Annotated in this window: 31 protein-coding genes; 14 read left to right on the plus strand and 17 right to left on the minus strand. The window is 34.4% G+C overall.

What is annotated here, in order from left to right:
• Window positions 1-15 precede the first annotated feature (15 nt).
• Window positions 16-375: a hypothetical protein gene (locus ACW8TM_RS05850; RefSeq protein WP_491532341.1), complete on the minus strand. Its 360-nt coding sequence runs from the start codon at window positions 373-375 to the stop codon at window positions 16-18.
• A 314-nt stretch (window positions 376-689) separates the two neighbouring features.
• Here ACW8TM_RS05850 and ACW8TM_RS05855 point away from each other — a divergent pair, with 314 nt between their 5' ends.
• From ACW8TM_RS05855 to ACW8TM_RS05875, 5 genes are read left to right on the plus strand one after another with little or no spacing between them, the layout of a single operon-like run.
• On the plus strand, window positions 690-1,973 hold the full coding sequence (locus ACW8TM_RS05855) for an NAD(P)/FAD-dependent oxidoreductase (RefSeq protein ID WP_491532342.1): 1,284 nt from the start codon (window positions 690-692) through the stop codon (window positions 1,971-1,973).
• A 51-nt stretch (window positions 1,974-2,024) separates the two neighbouring features.
• Entirely contained in the window at window positions 2,025-3,122 is a 1,098-nt protein-coding gene (locus ACW8TM_RS05860; RefSeq protein ID WP_491532429.1) for a phosphotransferase family protein, read from the plus strand.
• 17 nt (window positions 3,123-3,139) lie between these two features.
• Window positions 3,140-3,706 carry an adenylyl-sulfate kinase gene (locus ACW8TM_RS05865; protein ID WP_491532430.1) on the plus strand — a complete coding sequence of 189 codons (567 nt, stop codon included), beginning with the start codon at window positions 3,140-3,142 and terminating at the stop codon, window positions 3,704-3,706.
• Window position 3,707: 1 nt separating this feature from the next.
• On the plus strand, window positions 3,708-3,953 hold the full coding sequence (locus ACW8TM_RS05870) for a hypothetical protein (RefSeq protein ID WP_491532343.1): 246 nt from the start codon (window positions 3,708-3,710) through the stop codon (window positions 3,951-3,953).
• Complete coding sequence (locus tag ACW8TM_RS05875; protein WP_491532344.1) at window positions 3,937-4,728, plus strand: nucleotidyltransferase family protein; 792 nt, start codon at window positions 3,937-3,939, stop codon at window positions 4,726-4,728. The genes ACW8TM_RS05870 and ACW8TM_RS05875 overlap by 17 nt, the downstream gene beginning before the upstream one ends.
• On the opposite strand, the gene ACW8TM_RS05880 is transcribed toward ACW8TM_RS05875, so the two are convergent.
• On the minus strand, window positions 4,708-5,325 hold the full coding sequence (locus ACW8TM_RS05880; RefSeq protein ID WP_491532345.1) for an ECF transporter S component: 618 nt from the start codon (window positions 5,323-5,325) through the stop codon (window positions 4,708-4,710). The genes ACW8TM_RS05875 and ACW8TM_RS05880 overlap by 21 nt on opposite strands.
• 125 nt (window positions 5,326-5,450) lie before the next feature.
• Here ACW8TM_RS05880 and ACW8TM_RS05885 point away from each other — a divergent pair, with 125 nt between their 5' ends.
• Window positions 5,451-5,921: a GNAT family N-acetyltransferase gene (locus ACW8TM_RS05885; protein ID WP_491532346.1), complete on the plus strand. Its 471-nt coding sequence runs from the start codon at window positions 5,451-5,453 to the stop codon at window positions 5,919-5,921.
• Window positions 5,922-5,923: 2 nt separating this feature from the next.
• On the plus strand, window positions 5,924-6,655 hold the full coding sequence (locus ACW8TM_RS05890; RefSeq protein WP_491532347.1) for a HesA/MoeB/ThiF family protein: 732 nt from the start codon (window positions 5,924-5,926) through the stop codon (window positions 6,653-6,655).
• A gap of 21 nt (window positions 6,656-6,676) precedes the next feature.
• On the opposite strand, the gene ACW8TM_RS05895 is transcribed toward ACW8TM_RS05890, so the two are convergent.
• Window positions 6,677-7,030: a hypothetical protein gene (locus ACW8TM_RS05895; protein ID WP_491532348.1), complete on the minus strand. Its 354-nt coding sequence runs from the start codon at window positions 7,028-7,030 to the stop codon at window positions 6,677-6,679.
• A gap of 48 nt (window positions 7,031-7,078) precedes the next feature.
• On the minus strand, window positions 7,079-7,762 hold the full coding sequence (locus ACW8TM_RS05900; protein WP_491532349.1) for a hypothetical protein: 684 nt from the start codon (window positions 7,760-7,762) through the stop codon (window positions 7,079-7,081).
• A 100-nt stretch (window positions 7,763-7,862) separates the two neighbouring features.
• On the opposite strand from ACW8TM_RS05900, the gene ade reads away from it, so the two are divergent.
• The gene (gene ade, locus ACW8TM_RS05905) at window positions 7,863-9,665 is read left to right on the plus strand and encodes an adenine deaminase (protein ID WP_491532350.1); all 1,803 of its coding nucleotides are present in this window, start codon (window positions 7,863-7,865) and stop codon (window positions 9,663-9,665) included.
• A 241-nt stretch (window positions 9,666-9,906) separates the two neighbouring features.
• Here ade and ACW8TM_RS05910 read toward each other — a convergent pair whose 3' ends face one another.
• On the minus strand, window positions 9,907-10,380 hold the full coding sequence (locus ACW8TM_RS05910) for a deoxycytidylate deaminase (RefSeq protein ID WP_491532351.1): 474 nt from the start codon (window positions 10,378-10,380) through the stop codon (window positions 9,907-9,909).
• Between the two features lie 50 nt (window positions 10,381-10,430).
• A complete protein-coding gene (locus ACW8TM_RS05915; protein WP_491532352.1) occupies window positions 10,431-11,069 on the minus strand; it encodes a hypothetical protein in 639 nt (212 codons plus the stop codon).
• A gap of 123 nt (window positions 11,070-11,192) precedes the next feature.
• Between ACW8TM_RS05915 and ACW8TM_RS05920 the strand changes: the two genes are divergently transcribed.
• On the plus strand, window positions 11,193-11,366 hold the full coding sequence (locus ACW8TM_RS05920) for a hypothetical protein (protein ID WP_491532353.1): 174 nt from the start codon (window positions 11,193-11,195) through the stop codon (window positions 11,364-11,366).
• Between the two features lie 12 nt (window positions 11,367-11,378).
• On the opposite strand, the gene hxlB is transcribed toward ACW8TM_RS05920, so the two are convergent.
• Complete coding sequence (gene hxlB / locus ACW8TM_RS05925) at window positions 11,379-11,990, minus strand: 6-phospho-3-hexuloisomerase (RefSeq protein ID WP_491532354.1); 612 nt, start codon at window positions 11,988-11,990, stop codon at window positions 11,379-11,381.
• 102 nt (window positions 11,991-12,092) lie between these two features.
• Between hxlB and ACW8TM_RS05930 the strand changes: the two genes are divergently transcribed.
• On the plus strand, window positions 12,093-12,953 hold the full coding sequence (locus ACW8TM_RS05930) for an MBL fold metallo-hydrolase (RefSeq protein WP_491532355.1): 861 nt from the start codon (window positions 12,093-12,095) through the stop codon (window positions 12,951-12,953).
• 4 nt (window positions 12,954-12,957) lie between these two features.
• Here ACW8TM_RS05930 and ACW8TM_RS05935 read toward each other — a convergent pair whose 3' ends face one another.
• Entirely contained in the window at window positions 12,958-13,632 is a 675-nt protein-coding gene (locus ACW8TM_RS05935; RefSeq protein WP_491532431.1) for an ERCC4 domain-containing protein, read from the minus strand.
• A gap of 131 nt (window positions 13,633-13,763) precedes the next feature.
• Between ACW8TM_RS05935 and rpl12p the strand changes: the two genes are divergently transcribed.
• From rpl12p to ACW8TM_RS05955, 4 genes are all read left to right on the plus strand, one after another.
• A complete protein-coding gene (gene rpl12p / locus ACW8TM_RS05940) occupies window positions 13,764-14,072 on the plus strand; it encodes a 50S ribosomal protein P1 (protein ID WP_491532432.1) in 309 nt (102 codons plus the stop codon).
• Between the two features lie 114 nt (window positions 14,073-14,186).
• Window positions 14,187-15,332 carry a 2-oxoacid:acceptor oxidoreductase subunit alpha gene (locus tag ACW8TM_RS05945; RefSeq protein ID WP_491532356.1) on the plus strand — a complete coding sequence of 382 codons (1,146 nt, stop codon included), beginning with the start codon at window positions 14,187-14,189 and terminating at the stop codon, window positions 15,330-15,332.
• A complete protein-coding gene (locus ACW8TM_RS05950; protein WP_491532357.1) occupies window positions 15,329-16,168 on the plus strand; it encodes a thiamine pyrophosphate-dependent enzyme in 840 nt (279 codons plus the stop codon). Before ACW8TM_RS05945 ends, ACW8TM_RS05950 begins: the two co-directional genes overlap by 4 nt.
• Entirely contained in the window at window positions 16,152-16,676 is a 525-nt protein-coding gene (locus tag ACW8TM_RS05955; protein WP_491532358.1) for a 2-oxoacid:acceptor oxidoreductase family protein, read from the plus strand. Before ACW8TM_RS05950 ends, ACW8TM_RS05955 begins: the two co-directional genes overlap by 17 nt.
• Here the strand turns inward: ACW8TM_RS05955 and ACW8TM_RS05960 are convergent.
• The 9 genes from ACW8TM_RS05960 to ACW8TM_RS06000 are packed head-to-tail and all read right to left on the minus strand — an operon-like array spanning window position 16,662 to window position 21,904.
• The gene (locus ACW8TM_RS05960; RefSeq protein WP_491532359.1) at window positions 16,662-17,417 is read right to left on the minus strand and encodes an energy-coupling factor transporter transmembrane component T family protein; all 756 of its coding nucleotides are present in this window, start codon (window positions 17,415-17,417) and stop codon (window positions 16,662-16,664) included. The two genes, ACW8TM_RS05955 and ACW8TM_RS05960, sit on opposite strands and share 15 nt — an antisense overlap.
• Window positions 17,414-18,190: an energy-coupling factor ABC transporter ATP-binding protein gene (locus ACW8TM_RS05965; RefSeq protein ID WP_491532360.1), complete on the minus strand. Its 777-nt coding sequence runs from the start codon at window positions 18,188-18,190 to the stop codon at window positions 17,414-17,416. The genes ACW8TM_RS05960 and ACW8TM_RS05965 overlap by 4 nt, the downstream gene beginning before the upstream one ends.
• Window positions 18,191-18,228: 38 nt before the next feature.
• Window positions 18,229-19,074 carry an energy-coupling factor ABC transporter ATP-binding protein gene (locus tag ACW8TM_RS05970; protein ID WP_491532361.1) on the minus strand — a complete coding sequence of 282 codons (846 nt, stop codon included), beginning with the start codon at window positions 19,072-19,074 and terminating at the stop codon, window positions 18,229-18,231.
• A 50-nt stretch (window positions 19,075-19,124) separates the two neighbouring features.
• Window positions 19,125-20,108 carry a DHH family phosphoesterase gene (locus tag ACW8TM_RS05975; protein WP_491532362.1) on the minus strand — a complete coding sequence of 328 codons (984 nt, stop codon included), beginning with the start codon at window positions 20,106-20,108 and terminating at the stop codon, window positions 19,125-19,127.
• Entirely contained in the window at window positions 20,089-20,403 is a 315-nt protein-coding gene (locus ACW8TM_RS05980; protein WP_491532363.1) for a DUF3194 domain-containing protein, read from the minus strand. The genes ACW8TM_RS05975 and ACW8TM_RS05980 overlap by 20 nt, the downstream gene beginning before the upstream one ends.
• A gap of 14 nt (window positions 20,404-20,417) precedes the next feature.
• The gene (locus ACW8TM_RS05985) at window positions 20,418-20,774 is read right to left on the minus strand and encodes a prefoldin subunit beta (protein ID WP_491532364.1); all 357 of its coding nucleotides are present in this window, start codon (window positions 20,772-20,774) and stop codon (window positions 20,418-20,420) included.
• Window positions 20,775-20,828: 54 nt separating this feature from the next.
• Complete coding sequence (locus ACW8TM_RS05990) at window positions 20,829-21,086, minus strand: KEOPS complex subunit Pcc1 (protein WP_491532365.1); 258 nt, start codon at window positions 21,084-21,086, stop codon at window positions 20,829-20,831.
• Window positions 21,073-21,660, minus strand: a complete 588-nt coding sequence (locus ACW8TM_RS05995; RefSeq protein WP_491532366.1) for a hypothetical protein — start codon at window positions 21,658-21,660, stop codon at window positions 21,073-21,075. The genes ACW8TM_RS05990 and ACW8TM_RS05995 overlap by 14 nt, the downstream gene beginning before the upstream one ends.
• Window positions 21,661-21,670: 10 nt before the next feature.
• Window positions 21,671-21,904, minus strand: a complete 234-nt coding sequence (locus tag ACW8TM_RS06000; RefSeq protein ID WP_491532367.1) for a 50S ribosomal protein L37ae — start codon at window positions 21,902-21,904, stop codon at window positions 21,671-21,673.
• Window positions 21,905-21,909: the final 5 nt, after the last annotated feature.

Consider the following 21,909-nt stretch of genomic DNA (forward strand, 5'->3'; position numbering starts at 1 on the left):
TAAATAAAAAATGGACTATGCTTCCTCACCGGTAATCATTTTCACTTTACTTTTCTCAAGCAAAGACTTCACAGTCTTAGCTAAAAGTTCAGCTTGTGAAGGAGTCAAACCAGTAATTTTGGTATCTTTAACTCCAAATGGCGTTTTTTCTCTAATAATTACTTCTCCATTAGGAGAACAGTTTATATCTAAAATCTCATCTAAATAGAAATCCCTTGGAAATACATATGATAGAACCCATCGCAAAGTCTTGTAGAATCTACTCCCCTCTAAAATATTTTCGATATAAGCTCTGGCGCCACGCTTCAAGTCTATTTCAAGCTTTTTATCAGTCAAAGTAATGATATAATCTCTAGATTCGAAAACTATTTTCATTAATAACCACCTAAAAGACTATAATATTTAGTAAATATAAATAGTTCTCTATCCAAACAATCATAAAGTAACAGTTTAAAATAAAATTACTCTAAGGCAATTCATGAAGATATTAATCAAAAAAGCTAAATCCCTCAAACTATAAGCTGAAATAGGGATACAAAATGTCAGAAAGCAAGGAGAGATGGTTAGATTTAAAAATTGAAGAGGAAGAGTGGAGCGAAGAAGAGGAATGGGAAGAAGTAGAGGAAGAGGCAGAAGAATAAAAATATCCTCACAAACTAAATAACAAATAAAAAAGACATAAGGTAATTATGCATTATGATGCAGTAATTATAGGTGCAGGAATAATAGGGTTGTCAACCGCATATCATATAAAGAAAAATAATCCAAATAAAAACATCCTCATAATAGAAAAGGAAAAAGGTCCTGGCTTCGGAGCAACTGGAAAAAGCGCTGGATGCTTCCAAGGATTCTTCAAATCGGAAATCAGCAGAAAATTAGCAGTATCTTCAATAGAATTCTATAGAGACATACACAAACAATCAAAATATAACTTAAAAATCAGGTGGATAGGATTTCTATGGCTGCTAGATGAAGAGCAATATATTGAAATAAAGAAAAACCTCAAAGAAATGAAAGAAAAGGGAACTGAACATGAAATAATAGAAGCAAAAACTCTAATGAAGAGACTAGGAGTAAAAACAAACAAAGATAGAAGTCAAGACGCAAAAATAATTGGATTAAGCAACATTGAAATCGGAGTACTAGCAAAATATGCAGGGACAATAAGTGTTGACGCCCTAGTAAAATTCTATGAAAAAGAATTCATAAAAATGGGAGGAAAAATAGTCTACAACCACAAAGTAAATCAAATTTTAATAGATCCAAGTAAACCATTAAGCATACCTGGAGAACCATATTACTGGCAAGAGAAGAGAATATCAGGAATAAAAGTAAATGGAAAGAAAATTCTAGCAGAGAAAACAATTATTGCAACAGGAGGATGGATGCAACAATTACTAGACAACATAGGAATAGACTCCCATATAAGACCCCTAAAAAAGAATATCCATGTTATAAAAGCAAAAAATGAGAAATTAAGAAAAATCCTTCACACTAAGGGATTTAACAAAGAAAAATGCATGCCATTCACAATAATCCCAAAGCCGGAAGTATATATAAAACCAGAAATTGAAGAAGAAGCTTTTTGGATTGGGCATGGATTAACTCTAGGGAATCCATTCAAAATCGAACAAGAATATTTACCAGACTTTAAATTTTATGAGAAAAACATATATCCAATTCTAAAATGTTACTTTCCTCAATTTAAAGACATGAGACCGTCAAACGCATGGTCCTCCATATATGAAGTAACCACCATTGATAGACAACCTGTAATATTTGAAGAAAACGATTTAATTGTCGTAGGAGGAGGTAGTGGCTACGGAATAATGAAGGCAGACGCCATAGGAAGAATTGCATCAGCAGTCTTTAATGGAGATAAATGGGCTGAATTATATGGAGAATTAAAAATTAAATGTACAGACCTAAGCATTAAAAAAAGAACGATTGAGGAAGAATTATTCCTCCTATAACCAAAAGAATCTACTTAAATAATAATTTGAAGAAAGACAATAAATGAAATGGTGTACATATTGCTAGACGTAAGTGAACTATCCAAATATTTAAGCAAACTATTCAATGAAAAAAAAGTAAAAATTATAGGGATAGGAGAACTTGGAGATAAAATTGAGCAACTAGACAAACTAAAGGAATTTGGGTATGGTAAACCGTACCTAATAAAGTTTAAAGTAAATGGCGAAGAAAAAGAAGTAGTCTTAAGCACAATAAAACCAAGCATCTTCAATCACCATCATTTTTCCGATAGAGCAAAAATATTATTGTGGCAGCATCAAGCCTTCAACAAACTACCAAGACATGTTAAATCAATAGACGTTGGAGCATTCACCCATGAAAATCAAATAATTTCACTAGGGAAATGTAAGGAATTCTTCATCCTAATGGAGAAAGCTGAAGGAGAATTATATCATAAAGATCTTGACAAAATAAAAAGGGAGAAGAAACTCACAAGCATAGATATTAGAAAATGTAAAGCTTTAGCAAAATACTTAGCTACAATACATTCAGTAAAGGGTAATGACCCCTCATTATACATTAGAAAAACAAGAGAATTAATAGGACATGGGGAATGTATAATGGGATTAATAGACAGCTATCCAGAGAACTTAGAGTATGTAAAAAAGGAATTTTTTATCAAAATAGAGAAAAAATGCATAAACTGGAGATGGAAACTTAAAAACAAAGCATATCGATTAAGTCAAGTTCACGGCGACTTTCATCCATGGAACATAATGTTCAAAGACGAAAACACATTCACATTATTAGATAGAAGTAGAGGAGAATATGGTGAACCAGCAGACGATGTAACAGCACTAACAATAAATTACATATTCTACAGTCTACAAGCATATGGCAGATTAGAGGGGCCCTTCAAAAAATTGTTCGAAGAATTCTGGAGAACGTATTTAGAATTAACAGGTGACCATGAAATACTAGAAGTAGTACAACCATTCTATACATGGAGAGCCCTAGTCATAGCATCACCCATCTGGTATCCAAACCTACCCCTAGAAGTAAGATTAAAACTATTTAAATTCATTGAAAAAATGCTTCATATAAACAAATTCAACATTAAGGATGTAAATAAATACTTGGAGGGATAACGATAAAGGGATGGTGTATCTGGATAACAGGACTACCAGGCAGTGGAAAGTCAACAATTTCAAGACTACTTAAGAATAAACTAGAAGAAAAAGGAATAAAAGCGTATATAATATCATCAGATGCCCTAAGGAAAATAGCCACACCCAAACCAAAATATAGTGAAGAAGAAAGAGACATAATATACGGAGCACTAGTATATGCAGCTAAAGTTCTAACAGAAAACGATGTAAATGTGATAATAGACGCCACTGGAAATAAAAGAAAATATAGAGAACTAGCTAGAAAAAACATGGAAAAATTCATGGAAGTATACCTTAAATGCAAACTAGAAACATGTATCAAGAGAGAAATGGGAAGAAAAGAAACATATGGAGCACCCCCAAAAATCTATCTAAAAGCATTGACTGGAAAAAGTAAAACAGTCCCGGGAATAGGATCTCCCTATGAAGAACCAGAAAAACCAGAAATAACTATAGACACGGAAAGAACACCCCCAGAAGAAGGCGTAGAAAAAATAATAAACATATTACTAGAAAAATACTACCCAAAACAATATAATAACCTAAGCATAAATAACAAATAGCATGAAAAACAGAAAACGAAAAACAAAAGAAAAGCCTCTAAAAATAAGAAAAGTAATAATAAACATGATAGAAAAGAAAAATGCAACTCTTGAACCATACTACTCAATAAATTACTTAACCCCAGAAGGTTCAGGACTATTTCAACTATTCACAAAACCAGAACTAGCATTCTTAAAAGAAGCTTATTTTTCCAAGTTAAAACAAATAAGAGAAAGGAAAGGTGAAAAAAATGAGAACATTAAATGAACTTCAAAACGAAATAGAGAAAACACAAGTAATAATACTAGCTGGAGGAGTAGGTAAAAGACTAGGCCTCCCAGACATTCCCAAAGCATTAGTAAAAGTAGGAGGAAAAACGCTTATTGAAAGAGAAATCGAACTCTACTGCAACTGTGGATTTAAAGACTTCAAAATTTTAATCGGCCATTTAGGAGAAAAAATAAAAAATCATCTAGGCAATGGCTCAAAACTTGGAATAAAAATAGAATATTCTGAAGACCCCCCAGTCAAGAAAGTTGGAAAAGGAAAAGCATTAAAAAATGCACTAGAAAACCAAACAATTGACAGAGATAAAAGAGGAATAATAACATTTCCAGACGACTTAAAACTGGATAAGTATCTACCAATCAAATTCATGGCACACCATCTATATGGAAGAAAGGTCTTCAATATATGGGCATCCGTCCTATTAATATCATCCACAACATATCCATATGGAGTAGCAAAAACAGATTATAACGGATTAGTTCTAGAATTCGAAGAAAAACCAAAAATCCATCTACCAACAAGCATTGGAGTATGCATAATGGAAGCTGAAGCATTTAAGACAGTAATTGAAGAAATCGACATAAATCTACCACAACCCATAGAATTTGAAGCCACAGTACTACCAAAACTAGCAAAAATGAAGAAACTATACAGCATGACACTACAGGGAGACGACAAAACAACATGGATACCCATAAATACGTTAAAAGAACTAGAATATGCAAATAAAATTTTAGCTAAAACAACCTTCTAGATATTTAAATCTACTCTTCAGAACTCTTAACAATATAATTGCAGGAACAATTGAGAAAACCACATGAACCCCATTATAAATCCCTGTAAATATCAAGGTCCAGTATAACGCCTCATCAATATTAGGCAAGTAACCTAACACATTTTGAAGCATATATGAAGCAAAAACCAAGTATTGAGGAGCTATCCAAAGTAAAACAATAACATTAAAAATAGACATAACTACAATTCGAATAAATCCTCCCACAAAAGAACAAATACCAAAATAATACTTAGCAAGAAAAGGATTCGAATAAAATCTCTTAGGCAATATGGAGGTTGCCCTAAAACCAATTAACATTGAAACTACAGCAGCAAACTTCATAGAAGGACCAAGAATGTCACCACTACGATACATTAAGAAGAACCAGTGAAGAATAGAGCAAACAAATCCTGAATAAGGATTAACCATAAAAAAGGCAATAACTGTCGGAATTTCAGCAAAATCAAATTTTAAATAGGGCAGTAGAGGATAAGGAAGTTCAAACTTAAGAACAGTTAAAATCATTGAAAGAGCAGAAAACAAAGCAGTCATCGTAACAATCACACCACGCCTCAAATCCACCACCTCACAAAACTATACGAAAAACCCATATAAAGATTGTCTTTTTTGAGTAAATACTCATTTTTGAGTAACAAATATCATTTACTACAAATCAATATGATTGATATGGTGGACAATAAATGAAGATAAGAGAAATGAGAGAAGAAGATCTAGACAAAATAACACACTTAGTACTCAATGCACAAAGAAGAGAAATACCCTATGATCCAATATTGAGGTTAAGTGAAGAAGCACACTACTATATTCATTCCTGGCTAAAAGAAAATATTCTAATGGGAGGAGAAGTTCTAGTAGCTGAACATAAAGAAGAGATAATAGGTTTCATATGGGGATGGATTGTTCAAAAACCACTAGAAATATTTAAAGTTGAAAAAATAGGATACATTTACCAAGTCTATACTGAAAAACAACTAAAAAACACAAAAATAAAAGAGAACATGATAAAAGAAATGATGCAAGTTTTCAAAGAAAAAGGAATAAGATACGTAATAGCGGACTGTTATGTAAAAGATGAAGAAAACATCAACCTATATAAGAAACAAGGATTTAAGCCAAGAGCATTAACTCTAATGAAGAAACTGGGGGACTAAAATTGAAAAAAGAAACCCTAGAAAATGCAGAACGTTATGACAGACAAATAAGAATAATAGGAACAGAAGGCCAAAAAGCTCTTTCAAAAGCAAAGGTTCTAGTGGCAGGAATCGGTGGATTAGGATGTATAGCATCAATATATCTAGCCGCTGCAGGCATAGGGAAGATAATCTTAGTGGATAAGGGAAGAATTGAAGAAAGCAACCTTAATCGTCAAATATTATACTCAGAAAAAGACATTGGAAAATTTAAAACAAAAGTAGCAGCTGAAAAATTAAGAAAAATGAATTCTGAAATAGAAATAGAGGGAATTATAGCTGAAATAAACAATGGAAATGTTGAAGAATTAGTTGAAAAAGTCGATATTGTAATAGATGGAATGGACAACTATAAGGGAAGATTCCTACTAAATAAAGCATGTGTTAAACTAAATAAAATATTCATTCATGGAGCAGTACATGGTTTATTTGGACAAATGATGGTAATCATTCCAAAAAAAGGTCCATGCCTCCAATGCGTTATTCCAAAAGAGCCACCTCAAACAGACATAATACCAATTCTAGGAGTAATACCAGCTGTAATTGCATCACTAGAAGTACTTGAAGCCATTAAAATAATAACTGGAATAGGAGAAACAACTGCTGGAAAAATGATATTCTTTGATGGAGAAACTGTGAAAATACATGAAGTAAAAGTAACTAAAAAAGAAGACTGTCCAATTTGCGGAGGGTAAAAAGTAAAAAATAATGACAGTCTACTTAGTAGTCACAGTATAACGGCAGCCCAATGGCTTTAATGCTTCATCAATTTTTTCAATTAACCGTTTAAGCTCTTCAAATTTTGGAGCTCTAGCCCATTCAAAGTAAAAGTCGTAATCTCCAAGTGTCCAACCACTTTTACTCACAAGCTTTTCACGATGAAGTCTGGCATCATCAATAGACATGCCAAGGACGTCTGAAATAGTCTCATCTAGAGGTAATGCCTGTGCACCCAGCATATCATAGAAGCAAATCTCTGGGAACTCCTTGGAAATCTCCACTGCAACACGCTCCAAAGCCTTCAAGGCTTCTAAAACAGGTGGTCCATAAATCTTAATATATGTCTTCATTTGCCGTCACCATTTTTCATATATTTATAAAACTTAATTAACTTTATGTTATGAAAGCTTCTCACTTATTAGTAAGCCGAACGCGTTTCTGTTAGGACTATTATCATATACGGATTCAACATTAAAAATTAAGCAAGGCCGCATAACCCTCTTACTTGCTCGAGTATAGTGAAAAACATCATGAGCTAAATTTACAAATTCAAAATATAATCCATCCATATGAATCTCAATTATCCCATGCAATTCAAAGCTAATTGAAGGGGGCATATAATATAAAAGACATGCAGACTTACAATACTGCAAATTAGTCCAAGTATGCTTAGATGAATGTGGAATATCTTTAGCCAACTCCAAGGTTGAAATTTTTGAAAAATCCATCCTTCTATAAGCCTCCCTTTCATCTTCAAAATAAACATGCTTCAATAACAACTTAATCCCCCTAACTGTATATTCACGTGGAGATAGATCCCCACTCGAATTCACATGATCCCTGAAATCTTCAATTGCCTCAGAAAGAAACTCTACTTTAGGAACAAAACCAGCACCAACAATCTTAGCGTTAACAAATATTCTTCCATTATTAGTTAACCTAGCTGTACACAATGCAGGAGTATGTCTAGTGCTCTCAATAAGAAAATCTTTACTCATTTGCCCTCCACTCATAAGAAAAGACTTAACAAACTTAACTCTCTCAAAATAAGCCCACTTAAGAAAACTTTTAGGAAGAATCACGTTAACCACCCCTAAAATAAATAGAAAATTTACTTTTATTACTCCATCGAAACAGTCTAAACAATATTAAATGCCAAAATGAAATAAATGAGTGATGACAATGAAGAATGGAGTTCCAAATAGAAGTAAACTGAGCGAAATAATGGAAGAATTAATTCATACTGCAACTGGAAAAATAAAGGCAGATGTAGTAATCAAGAATTGCGATCTAGTCAATGTATATACAGGTGAAATAATAGAAAAAACGGATATAGCAATAAAAAAGGATAGAATTGCATTAGTAGGGAAAGCAGATCACACAATTGGAGAAAATACAACTATCATTAAAGCAAAAGGCAAATATGCTACACCAGGATTCATAGACGGACATATCCATGTAGAAAGTTCAATGTTAACAATATGTGAGTTCTCAAGAATAGTCATACCAAGAGGAACAACCAGTATCTTTATAGATCCCCATGAAATAGCCAATGTATTAGGAGTAAGAGGCATTAAACTATTTATAGAAGAAGCAAAACTTACTCCATTAAAAGTGTTTATATGCATACCCTCATGTGTACCGGCTACAAAGAGTGAGTTTGAAACTTCTGGAGCGAAAATAACAGCAGAAGACATTATTAAAACTATGAAATGGAATGAGGTAGTAGGACTAGCTGAAGTAATGAATTATCCAGGAGTCATCGAAGGAGATAAAGAAATACTAGATAAAATCAAGGTAACCATAAAAACAGGAAAAATAGTCGAAGGACACATACCAAAAATTTCAGGAGCAAAATTATGTGCGTATACATCTGCAGGGATAAGATCATGCCATGAAACTACAAGCAAAGCCGAAGGTATTGAAAAACTACGATTAGGAATGACACTAATGATTAGAGAAGGCTCAGCATGGAAAGACTTGAGCAGAGTCATAAAAGTGGTAACAGATAAAGGAATAGATTCAAGAAGAATAATCCTAGTTTCAGATGACAGACACCCAGAAGATCTAATCAGAGAAGGACATATGGATTACATTGTGAGAAGAGCTATAGAAGAGGGGACAGATCCCATAAAAGCAATTCAAATGGCAACCATAAATCCATCTCAACATTACAACTTAGACCTCCATATAGGAGGTCTAGCACCACCAAGATATGCAGATATACTCATCATAAATAACTTGGAAAAAATAATAGTCGAAAAAGTAATTATCGATGGGAAAATTGTAGCTGAAAAAGGAAAAATGAGAACCCCAATTAAAAGATTTAAATATCCAAGCTACGCCAAGAAAACCATTAAAGTAAAGAGAAGACTAAACAAAGAAGATTTCAAATTTAGAGTAGAAAATAAAGAGGAAGCTAAAATCCGAGTAATAAAGGTAAATGAAAACAGCATATTAACAGAGCATTTAATTGAAAAAGTAGAGGTAAAAGAAAATGAAATAAAAGCCAGCATAGAAAGAGACATTATAAAGATAAGTGTAATTGAAAGACATAAAGCTACAGGAAATATAAGTCTCGGATTCGTTAAAGGATTTGGAATAAAAGCAGGAGCAGCAGCATCAACAGTAGCACATGATAGCCATAATATAATAGTCATAGGTGTAAACGAGGAGGATATGGCGGAAGCAGTAAACAAAATAATCAAAGTTGGAGGAGGAATGATAGTAGTTAAAAATAAAAAACCTCTAGCAATAGTAGAACTACCAATAGCAGGATTAATAAGTGAAGAAAATGCAGAAAAAGTCTCTAAAAAAGTTGAAAAAATAGGGGAAGCATGGAAAAAGTTGGAATGCAAGATAAGATCACCATTCATGACCATGTCAATATTAGCCCTACCAGTAATCCCTGAATTAAGGATTACAGACAAGGGATTAATTGATGTAAATAAATTCAAAATAGTCAACGTACTAGTAGAAAACTAGTTTCTTTCTAAAAGTAAAGAATGAAAATGATAAAAACAACAAATCACTAAACTATCACAAGAAACCTATAGTACATTACAAAAACATTGAAATAACCAAAAATCATTACCTTCAAATAAAGAACTAAAGCAAACATTCTCCTTTAAAATCAAAGTGAAATCCAAATAAATAAAGATAATATTAAAATTTTTAGAGGCCATACAGATTAATAGTAGAACTCTCCATTGCCTACATCCATAAGTTACTGAGAATTAGTTTTCAACACAAATCTCCTAATCTTAACACCAGCTTGTTCAAGCAACTCTTTCGATATTGGATCCTCATATTCTGCATCATAGATCACTTCCTTAATTTCAGCATTAATTATCATTTTCGCACAGATTGAACATGGAAAGTCAGTTACATAAAGAGAAGCCCCCCTAGTACTTACCCCGAAAACTGCTGCTTGTATAATTGCATTTTGCTCAGCATGAACCCCACGGCAAATCTCATGTCTTTGACCTGAAGGAACATTTAACTTTTGTCTTAAACAGCCAACCTCGGCACAATGAAGCAGACCCTTTGGTGCACCATTATAACCAGTTGATAGAATATGTCTATCCTTAACTAATACTGCACCAACCCTTCGTCTAAGACAGGTAGATCTCCTCTTAACTAAATGAGCTATTCTCATAAAATATTCATCCCATGATGGACGATGAATGATTTCTCCCATGAATATTACACTCCACATTAAACATTAATCATAAAGCAATACCCTTTTGCTTATAAACTTAGTTCAATAAAATCTAAAAATCTTTTCACTTCTACATTAAAAGTAAAATTAAATATTTCATCCAAAAAATCATTAGCTAAGTGAATTAAAATTTCATCTGCATTCCAGTTAATATAGACTAAAACACACTTCACATCTGGAAAAATTCGCTTAAGCAGAGTAAAGTTGAATAAAGCAGTTTTAAGTCTAGGAGCATCAACATCAACTTTAACCTCAATAGCTATTGATGGATTAATATTTCCATTAACCATCCTACCAACAATCACATCGAAAGCTGCATTATACTCTTCATTCAACATTGACCGCCATATAGGAAGCTTTTCATTCCAAAAAACTTCGTAAGAAAACTTCAAATCTTCCAATTTCCTTTCTATTAAGTCTATAACAAATTCCTCAAAACTAAACGCTCTAAACTGACCAATAGTTTGAGCCATTCCATTAATAGAAATCAATATATCTTCTTTCAACTCATTCTGAATTAAATTTAAGAAATAAAGTAAATCATTAACAGACATCGAACTTTTCCAAGCCTTATAAGCCTTAAGAAGTCTTTCTCCTGCAATAATTCCACGTTTAACATTACTGTTTAATAGCCGCTCTATATAAGTTAAAGGTCTAACACGACGCAATGTAAATCTCCAATATAAAATTAACGTATGAAAGAAAAATGTTACTTGAAACTCTAAATCCCATTAACCACAAACTTTTTAGATTAAAATAGTCATCTAGGTTTGTTGGGGAGGATTAATTTAGTGAAATGTCCATTCCTCTTGGAAAGTAGGTATTGTAGAATAAAGGGATGGAGAATAAGTGGAGCAAGACTTTCAATATGTTTAAGTGGAAAGCAATGCCCCTACAGGCTAAGATATCTAGCCAATGAAGGATATAGAGCTGGACCAGAAATAATGTGGGCAGTAGATAGATAGCAAAATAATAAGCTATGTTCCCTCAATAGTAGCATGCCTAGCTCTTAAATCCTCCTCTGTTTTACCTAGCCTATGCATCAATTCAGATATTATGGACTCCAAGAAAACCATTGCACAAATTTCAAAAAGAGTGCCTAGAGGAGCAAGTGGCTCATGAATTCCTAAAATTTGACGTGAAAAATAATCAGTTTCATCAGAAATCTTAGTCCTACCAGGAACAAAAACAATATGGTCAGCCAATTTCCCCAAGGGTGAATCTGGATGAGAAGTTACAGCTACAACCTTAGCACCAACCTGCTTAGCAACTTGAGCAACAGTAACAACTATCATAGTTCTACCAGACCCCGATATAGCTATAAGAATATCACCCTTACCAGCCGCAGGAGTAATTGTTTCTCCAATAACATAAACATGGAAACCTAAATGCATTAAACGCATAGCAAAAGCCCTTGCAATTAGACCCGATCTTCCAGCACCTACAACAAAGATAGATCGATTAGCAGCTTGAGCATAAATTAACATGTCAATCATTTGTGCAATTTGGCTATAATCCATCATAGAGGGAAGCTTTGAAATAAATGATGCAACTTGCTCCATTGCCTCTCGAACCATCTTTAAAGTCAAATGTTTCCCCCAAATCAATCTAATAAAAGCATCTAAAAACCCTTTCCTTACAATATAAATTATTTTGAATTGTACATTAGACAATTAAGCGAGGTGAAATATTTGTCAAATATAGAGGAAGTAGAAATAAAAATTTTAGTTGAAAATACAGCGAAACTTGGTATGAGAAATATTTTAGGAGCACATGGTTTATCAGTTTACTTAAACTTAAAATATAACAACCAAGAAAATACAAGTATACTTTTTGATCTAGGTCCCTCCTTCAATATTATAAAAAACAACATAGAAGTAATGGGCATTAAACTCGATGAAATAAACATAATAGCTCTAAGCCATGGACATTACGATCATACAGGAGGGCTACTAGGAGTATTGAAATCCATAAACAGAAAAACTCCAGTAATCGCACATCCAGACTGCTTCCTACCCAAATTCACATTAAAACCAAAGTTGAGATATAATGGTATTCCATTCACAATCAATGAAATCAAACAACATGCCACTCTACTATGCGTTAAAGAACCCATGGAAATTTCAAGACAAGTATATATTAGTGGAGAAATACCTAGAAAAACAAGCTTTGAAAAAATCTCAGGACTAAAAACCATTAAAAACTATAATGTCGTTCAAGACCAAATGCTTGATGACCAATCAATAATCATAAAATTCAAAGATGAATTAATTATAATAACTGGATGCGCACATGCGGGAATAATAAATATAATAGAAAGAGCACTAGAAATCACTCAGACGAGTAGTATTAGAGCAATAATAGGTGGATTCCACCTAGCTAGAGCAAAAAAGGAAAGAATTGAAAAAACCATTGAAGCATTGAAATCCTATGAAATAAAAAATATAATGCCATGCCATTGTACTGGAGAAAATGCAATCATTAAAATGGCAGTAGAATTTAAGGATAAAATTAAAAGAGTATATGCAGGTAGCACACTAATCTTCAAATAGAAACTTAAAGTTCATCTAGCCTTACTTGCCTCTCAGAAACATCAGCCTCCTCATATTTTAAATTAAAGAAACTAACAAGCTCTGAAGCAACCTTTCTACCTATACCATCAACTAATGCAATTTCAACAGGAGAAGCATTAACAATTCTCTTAATAGACCCAAATCTCTTAAGTAACCTCTCAGCCAATTTAGGTCCAATATTAGGAAAACCTTGAACAACATACAATTGTCTCTCTCTAATCGATGAAAACTTAGGCTTCACCCTAACTATAACTCTCTTCCTATCCTTAACTTGCTCATGCCTAATCAAAGCATATAAAAGCTCAGCAGTTTCAAACTCATTAGAAGAAAAGAAAGAGGCAACACCATGAACCAACCATAAATAAGTAAGAGCCCCATAAAAAGACCTTATACCACCCTTAAGGAGAGAAATGGCTAAATCAACGTCACCCTCAACAATCAAGGTAGGTTTAGAATACGAAGAAGCTAAACGAGAAACTTGATCAAACAATCTTCCACTACTAATACTGTTAACAAAGTCTCTAACAGTTTTTCTCTCAACAGCACAATCCTCAGAAATAATATAGTCACCAACAGTCAAACACCTAAAGAGAACAATAACACCGAAATTTCTAAGCCTCAAAGGAACTCTACTATTTCTCTCCCGTTCATCTACCACTATCCGCAATATTCAACCCCATAAACAATATGTGAAAATAACTTATAAAATGTCAAAACATATATTTTCAAGTCGATTAAATTTAAATATTAGTATAATCTTTTCCTAATATCGCACTGGAGGTGATTAAAATCGAGTACGTATATGCAAGCTTACTCTTGCACTATGCTAAAAAACCAATTACAGAGGAAAACGTGAAGAAAATTCTAGAAGCAGCAGGCATTGAGACAGATGAGATGAGAGTAAAGGCATTAATAGCTGCATTAAAGGAAATAAATATTGATGAAGCAATTAGTGCAGCAACAATAGCCGCTCCATCTGTAGCAGCACCAGCTGCACCTTCAGTCACTCCAGGTGCAGAAGTAGAAGAAAAGAAAGAGGAGGAAGAAGAAGAATCAGAAGAAGAAGTAGCAGAGGGATTAGCAGCACTATTTGGTTAAGTAGAAAACTAATCAACAAAAAATAAACATTTAACTGGATAATATAAGCCATGCTGTTTTATTCATGAAAATTATTTTATTAAACCAGTATTATAGTTGCTGATGGTGTAAACATTGGGGAATAATGACAAGAAAAGAGTAAAGTTTTGGCAAGGAAATATCGCTTGTGCAGAGGGAGCAATAGCAGCGGGATGTAAATTTTTCGCTGGATACCCTATAACACCAGCCTCCGAAATTGCAGAACACATGGCGATAAGACTACCACAAGCGGGGGGAATATTCATCCAAGTAGAAGATGAAATTGCCGCAATAAACTCAATAATAGGTGCAAGTTGGGCTGGCGCTAAATCAATGACAGCGACAAGTGGTCCAGGATTTAGCCTAATGCAAGAAGCAATAGGATACGCATTCATGACGGAAACACCATGCGTAATAGCAGTAGTACAAAGAGTAGGACCAGCCACAGGCCAGGCAAGTAAAGGAGCACAAGGAAATGTAATGCAAGCGAGATGGGGAACCCATGGAGACTATGCAGCCATAGTTTTATCACCAAACTCAGCCCAAGAAATGTATGAACTAACAATAAGGGCATTTAACTTATCAGAAAAGTATAGAACTCCAGTAGTATTACTAGCAGATGAGCTATCAGCCCACATAGTCGAAACAGTAGAAATACCAGAGAAAATAGATATCATAAACAGGAAAAAACCAATCAACCTATCAGAACCATTCTTCGGATCGAAGGATCCAAGAGGAATACCGCCAATGCCAGAAGTAGGAGAAGGATTCAACATCCTCGTCACAGGTTCAACACATAACGAATGGGGATATAGGTTCACAGCAGATCCTAAAGTACACCGAAAACTAATAACTAGGTTATACTGGAAAATAGAAGGGAATGCAAAAGAGATCGTAGAATATGAAGTAGAAGGAAATGAAGATGCCAAGATTGGAATAATATCATATGGATGCACCTCTAGATCAGTTTATGAAGCAGTGGAGAGGGCGCAAAAACAAAACATAAAAATAATTCACCTAAGACTAAAAACACTATGGCCATTCCCCGACTGGATAGTAGAAGAAGTAGCCGAGAAAACGGAAATAATAATTGTACCGGAATTAAACCTAGGCCAGTTAACAAGAGAAGTGAAAAGAACAGTAAAAGGCAAGTGCAAAGTAATTTCTCTAAACAAGGTGGGTGGAGGAGAACTTATAACACCAAATGAAATCCTAAAAATTATAAGGAGATTAAATCCATGAATGATCACTTCTCTGTAAAATACTTAAGAAAAGAATGTCTTCCAACACCATTCTGCCCAGGTTGTGGAAATGGCATCATCATAAATAGCTTCTTTAAAGCTGTTCAAGAATTAGGCTACCAAGACTTGAAAAACTTCGTATTCTGTAGTGGAATTGGATGTGCTGCTTGGATACCATCACCCCACTTCAAGGCAGACAGCATACACGCCCTTCACGGAAGAGCAATACCAGTCGCCATGGGAATAAAATTAGTAAAACCACATCTGAAAGTCGTTGTATTTGGAGGTGATGGTGACATTGCAGGAATAGGATTAAGCCATTTAATCCACGCTGCAAGAAGAAATATTGAGATAACAGTAATAATGGTAAATAACATGGTTTATGGAATGACTGGAGGACAGGTAGCACCGACAACACCAGAAGGAGCAAAAACAACCACAACACCCTACGGCAACATAGAAAATCCAATAGATGTAGTGAAATTAATGGTAGCAGCAGGTGCAAATTATGTAGCTAGATGGACCACCTACCATGTAGTACAATTAAAAAACTCCATAAAAAAGGCATTAATAAAAAATGGATTCTCATTCATAGAAGTCATTAGTCAATGTCCGACATCCTTCGGAAGAAGAATAGGAAAAAGACAACCAATAGAAATGCTAAAATGGTTTAGAGATCATTCAATAACAATACAAAAAGCAAAAAACATGAAAAAAGAAGAAAAGAAGAGAAAAATAATCATTGGAGAATTCATAGATAAGGAAGAAGAAGGATTCACAAGAAAAATCTACAGGCTAATGGAAATTGCGAGGGAGAAAAATGAGAATAGAAATTAGAATATGTGGATTAGGAGGACAAGGAGTAATATTGGCAGGAGAAATTCTAGGTTTAGCAGCAATATTAGATGGAAAATATGCAGTACAAATGCGAAGTTACGGCTCAGAGGCGAGGGGAACAGCGGCAAAAAGCGACGTTATAATATCAGATAGAAGAATTAAATACCCATTAATTGAAAAATGCGACATAATGATAGCCATGAGTCAGCCAGCATTAAACAAATACATAGATACACTAAAGAAAAATGGAATATTAATAATAGACGAAGACTTAGTAAAAGAAAAAATCCAACAACCAATAACAATATACAAAGTGAAAGCCACAAGAATAGCTAATGAAAAATATCATAGAATAGTTGCAAACATGATAATGCTCGGATATCTATTAGAGAAAACAAAGATAATCACATCAAACGCCCTTGAAAAGGCAATAAAAATGAAAATAAGAAAAATGACAGAAATCAATTTAAAAGCCATGAAGGAAGGAGTCAAATTAGCTCAAGAATAGAGAAAAATAATCTTCAACATTCAAACAATATCTCAAATATAAAGCAAACATAAAAAGTATAGTAACCATTAACAAGAAAAAGTAATCATTAAACTTTAACTTCATCTCTCTCAAACTAGTCCTCTTAGATGAAGCTCCAAAAGCTCTAGATTCCATAGCCTCTGCAACTTTAACAGAACGCCTAATAGCACCAACAATCAAAGGAATTAAAATTGGAATATAATTTCTCAACTTCTTAATGAAACTACCCCGCTCAAGCTCTAGTCCCCTAGAACGCTGTGCATCAATAATAATTTGAGCCTCCCTAGATAAGCTGGGAACAAATCTAATAGCCATCGTAAAAGTCAAGGCAAATTCATATGGAACCCTCAATTTAACTAAAGCCTCAGCAAAATCCTCAGGATAAGTAGTCAAAAAGAAAATTGAAAAACAAGATATAATGAGGATAAAACGAACACACATAGCCAATGCACGTTCAAAACCCAAAGTCAAATAGTTAACTATAAAGATAAAAGCTATCAAAAATACTGAACCCTTAAGAGATCTAAAAAGCTTCCCCAAACTCTTAGCTACATAGAAAAGTGGAAGAGTAGAAATGAATAAAAATGCCAGAATTAAATAATGGGAATAAATCATAGCCAATGCAAACATATAAATTGAATATAAAAGCTTAACTCTAGGATCAAGCTTATGAATAAAGGTATTTCCACGTCTAAACTCAAAACCCTCTAAAACCTTCAAAATCCACCACCCACAATTCTCAAAATAGCATCTCTAATTTCAGGCAACCATAATAAGTCACGTGGAACACCATAGTTAGACAACTCCCAAGCAATTTGAGTAACTTGAGGGGGCAATAGCCTTGCCCTCTCTAAAACCTCACAATCAGTTAAGATCCTTCTCGTAGCACCATCAGCAATAACCTTCCCCTCCGATAAAATAACAACTCTAGGGAAATTCTCAGCTACAAACTCTACATCATGGGTAACAATTACAATTGTTTTACCCTGAGACTGTAAAAGTTTAATTAATTGAGCCAATCTCTCCTTTTGAGCATAATCCTGACCAACTGTTGGTTCATCGAAAATGATAATATCAGGATTATAACTCAAAACTGAAGCTATAGCAACACGCTTACGCTCACCTCCACTTAAAGCAAAAGGAGATTCATCCTTCAAATGATATAAATCTAGAAGTTTTAAAGCCCATTTAACACGCCGCTCAATAACATCTGCAGGAAAACCAAAATTCTTTAAAGCGAAAGCTATTTCATCCCAAACAGTCTCAGCAAAAAGCTGATGATCAGGATTCTGAAAAATTAAACCTACACGTCTAGATAGTTCAGCAACAGTAACCTCCCTAGTATCAACACCAAAAACCTTTACAAATCCTCTCTGAGGCTTAAGCAAACCGTTAAAATGCTTTATCAAAGTAGTCTTACCAGCTCCATTCTCACCCATAATCGCAACAACTTCACCAAGCTCTATCTTCAAAGACACATTCCTAAGTGCCACCACCTCCCCATAACTATACCAAAGATTTTGAACCTCAATCATCTACCTAAAACCTCCATTAAAGCCCTCTTAAAATCAGAAGGAGACAAAGGAACAAAACCTAAATTCACATTATACTTCCTTAACTCACCATAAAGTCTAATAGCCTTAGGAACACCAACACCAATACCCTCAACTACAGGGTTTAAGAGAACCTCCCTAGGAGAGCCATCCAACAATATTCTACCCTCATTCATAATGATAAATCTATCAGCATAATTAACAACCATATCCAATCTATGTTCAACAAGAATAATGGTGATATCCAAATTCCTCCTCAAACCAGAAAGAACATTTAAAATATCCCAAGCACTCTTGGGATCCAAGTTAGCAGTAGGTTCATCTAAAACTAGAACCTTAGGCCTCATAGCAATACAAGCAGCAATTGCAACCTTCTGTTGCTCACCACCAGAAAGCTCATGAGGCGATCTATCACGCAAATGTTGAATGCCAATCAACTCTAATGCTTCCTCAACTCTAGCTACAATTTCTTCTCTAGGCAAACCTAAATTCTCCAGTCCAAAGGCAACCTCCCTTTCAACAGTTAAGAGAAAAAGCTGAGACTCAGGATCTTGAAAAACCATACCAACATATTGGGCAAGAGTACTAGTAGGAGTATCCTTGACAGATAAACCTAAAACATAAACTTCACCCTTAAGATCACCACCATAAAAATGAGGAATTAAACCATTAAAACACCTACACAAGGTAGTTTTACCACAGCCACTAGGACCCGTTACAACTACATATTCTCCAGCCTCTATCTTCAAGTTAATATTCCTTATTGCAATTCTATCTGAACCAGGATACCTATAAGTGACATTTCGCAACTCTATGATCGGCAATTACAAACCTCCAACAAGCTAGAAGACTAAACGAAAAGAAAGCTATAAAATTAGCTCAACTTCTCCTTTATCATCTTAATACAAATCTCAATAACCGAATCAACATCTCCGACACCATTTGCACCAGCAGCAGTTGCATGTCCTCCACCATCACCTCTAATTAACTCTCCAATAGGCTTCATTAAATCTCTACCAAGATGTAGACCAGTCTCCTCATAAAATCGCCTAGTAGACCTAGCACTTAATCTTATAGACTCCTTTCCACCTCCAACAACTAATGCTAAACTTGCACCTAATTCAATTAAAGCCCTAGCAGCAGATGCCTCATATGAACTCACATGTGATAAAACAATAATCCAATCCTTAATCCTTAAAATTTTCATCCTTTGTGCAGCTTTGAGACGAGCAATTCTCTCAGAAACATCCATATCAACAGTCAAAATATTTAACACATCCCTATAATCCACACCACAATCAAGAAGAGCAGCAGCCATCCTAAATGAGTTCGAGGAAGCAAATACAAAGCGTCTAGAATCAAAAAGTAGACCAGCAAAAAGTGAAAATGCCACATCTCTACTTAGATTAACACCTAACTCCTCAAAAATAGAAAAGACAATCTCAGCAGTTGAAGAAGCACTATCATCAACTATTAAAAGAGAAGCCCTATCCTTAACCTTATTGCTCGGTAAATGATGATCAATAATTATAAGCGGTACATCCGAATTTAGAATCCTACTTGAAAATGAGCCAAGCTGAATAAAGGTACAAGTGTCAACCATTACTAAAAGATCGGCATAATCAAAATTAGAAAAAACAGTGGCATTCGAAATACAAGACAATAGCTTGCTGGATAAAAGGCTAACACCTTCAGGAGCAACAATACGTACATCCATGTCTGAAAACAAAGATTTCAGCAAATATGAAAGAGCATATGCACTACCAATAGCATCAGGATCAGCATTATGATGACATAAAAGAACACATTTCTCAGGCTTCAAGTTTAAGATGAAATCTCTAAGTATTTTCCCCTTCAAATCCACTAAACTCCCTCAATCTTCGTTCAATAACTTTGAAGGCCTCCTCAATTGCCTCATCCTCAATTTTTTCTAAATCCACTTGGAAAAAGGGAGATAATGTAACGTCAACATCAATAGTAATTGTCAAAGAACTATTTAAATCAGCTTCAACAGTTACATCTAAATCCAACACCTGTCTCCTAGGAATCCTTGAAAAAATATAGTCCCGAATAACACTTTCAGCTAATTCACATAATTCAACTACTCGATCCTCACTAATATTTTTAATACCTATAAGCTCCAATTCAACCAAGCTTTTTTCCACCTCTAAGTAGGGCTAGTGAAAGACAACGTCCTACTTAAATCTCTCCTAAGCTCTTCAAACTCTTTCCGAACTAATTTCTCCTGCTTCTCAATAGTTTTAATCCTCAACTCTAGTGTCTCCTTCTTATCAGTCAATTCATCTACGATTTGATTCTTGCTTGTCCTAAACATTACATATCCAGTTGACTTATAAAGTTCAACATCAGCTGCTAAATCCTTAACTTGGTTAAGAGCATGTTCAACTTCCCTTAATTGGAGCTCTAACTGCTGCCTCCTCAACATAAGTAATCTAAGTTGCTCCTGTAACTCTTGAAGTCTAATGAGCTTATTCTCCACTTCGGGAGGAATTTTCTGTGTCAAACCACACACCTCACACCTAGGTTGAAATCTAAACTTAAAATTCTTGCGGTTAATTTAACAAAGACTCTTAATAACATATAAACTTCTCGAAAGAAGAGAAATCCACCTTAAATATGAGTTAACAGCCGCCCTTAAAGAGGATAGAGAATCAGCCTTAATATGAATATTAATAAAGCATCCATCAATATTCAAGTCAACTTTAATCCTAGAAGAAGGAGGAAATTTAATTTCAGGATAAAGCGACTTGAAGATAATTTCAGCAATATAAACATCCTTTAAGTCAACCTTGAAGAAAGCTTCAGTCCTCCACAAAGCTAATCTCCTCCAATCTATCACTTAACTTAAAGCGTACACTTTTAACCCTAATTAAAGGACCAATAGGAACATTAAATTTATCCACAAAAAATAAATTATAAGGATTATTTCTACCTCGCTCAACCTTTAAAAAAGCAGTATTAACCTTAAAGTTGCTAGAGTCAGGTGAAAAAACAACCTTAGCCTTCAATGCATTAGCTAGAAGATGAGAAAAATTTAATAAATCATCCTTCATATCACTTGGAACAACAATTAGAGATGAAACCCTAATATATCGACCCTTCCTAAACTCCCTTAAAAGCTTAACACCAAGAATATTAATTAAAGGAGGAATCTCAACAAATGAACTCCTAGAGACTAAAAAAAACCTAATTCTACCAGGATTACCCTTAAAAACAGAAATTAAAACAACACGATCAACATTACATTCAATAGCCTTCAAAGCAACATCAATCAGACTCATCTTACCCCTATTAACTCTAATAGCATTAGGAAGCACCTTCTCAAGATCCTTACAAAAACTCCTCGTCCTCCTTGTAGGTCTTCTTGATGTAGTTATCAAGAAACCCATTAAAATCACATTACTTCATCATAGAAGATCTAGGCACATATGCTCCGCCTGTAAAAGTTAAACCACACTTTCTACATGTCCAAATCCCAACACTTATACGCTTAACTTTACCCCTAGTCCTACATCTAGGACATCTATGAGGAGCACGCATAGCCTCCTCTATACGCTTAACTCTAAGTCTAATCGTTGAACCATATCGCGCACCAAATCTACCTGCACTACCAACCTTCTTAGTCCTACCCAAGTCAT

This window comes from Candidatus Culexmicrobium sp. (assembly GCF_058356305.1).

Excerpts from the sequence above, each read along its gene's own strand:
- ACW8TM_RS05910 (WP_491532351.1), bottom strand. The coding sequence starts at position 10,380 with ATGGGAGAAATCATTCATCGTCCATCATGGGATGAATATTTTATGAGA.
- ACW8TM_RS05995 (WP_491532366.1), bottom strand. The coding sequence starts at position 21,660 with ATGGGTTTCTTGATAACTACATCAAGAAGACCTACAAGGAGGACGAGG.
- ACW8TM_RS05895 (WP_491532348.1), bottom strand. The coding sequence starts at position 7,030 with ATGAAGACATATATTAAGATTTATGGACCACCTGTTTTAGAAGCCTTG.
- ade (WP_491532350.1), top strand. The coding sequence starts at position 7,863 with ATGAAGAATGGAGTTCCAAATAGAAGTAAACTGAGCGAAATAATGGAA.
- ACW8TM_RS05950 (WP_491532357.1), top strand. The coding sequence starts at position 15,329 with ATGAATGATCACTTCTCTGTAAAATACTTAAGAAAAGAATGTCTTCCA.
- ACW8TM_RS05885 (WP_491532346.1), top strand. The coding sequence starts at position 5,451 with ATGAAGATAAGAGAAATGAGAGAAGAAGATCTAGACAAAATAACACAC.
- ACW8TM_RS05955 (WP_491532358.1), top strand. The coding sequence starts at position 16,152 with ATGAGAATAGAAATTAGAATATGTGGATTAGGAGGACAAGGAGTAATA.
- ACW8TM_RS05870 (WP_491532343.1), top strand. The coding sequence starts at position 3,708 with ATGAAAAACAGAAAACGAAAAACAAAAGAAAAGCCTCTAAAAATAAGA.
- ACW8TM_RS05875 (WP_491532344.1), top strand. The coding sequence starts at position 3,937 with ATGAGAACATTAAATGAACTTCAAAACGAAATAGAGAAAACACAAGTA.
- ACW8TM_RS05850 (WP_491532341.1), bottom strand. The coding sequence starts at position 375 with ATGAAAATAGTTTTCGAATCTAGAGATTATATCATTACTTTGACTGAT.
- ACW8TM_RS05855 (WP_491532342.1), top strand. The coding sequence starts at position 690 with ATGCATTATGATGCAGTAATTATAGGTGCAGGAATAATAGGGTTGTCA.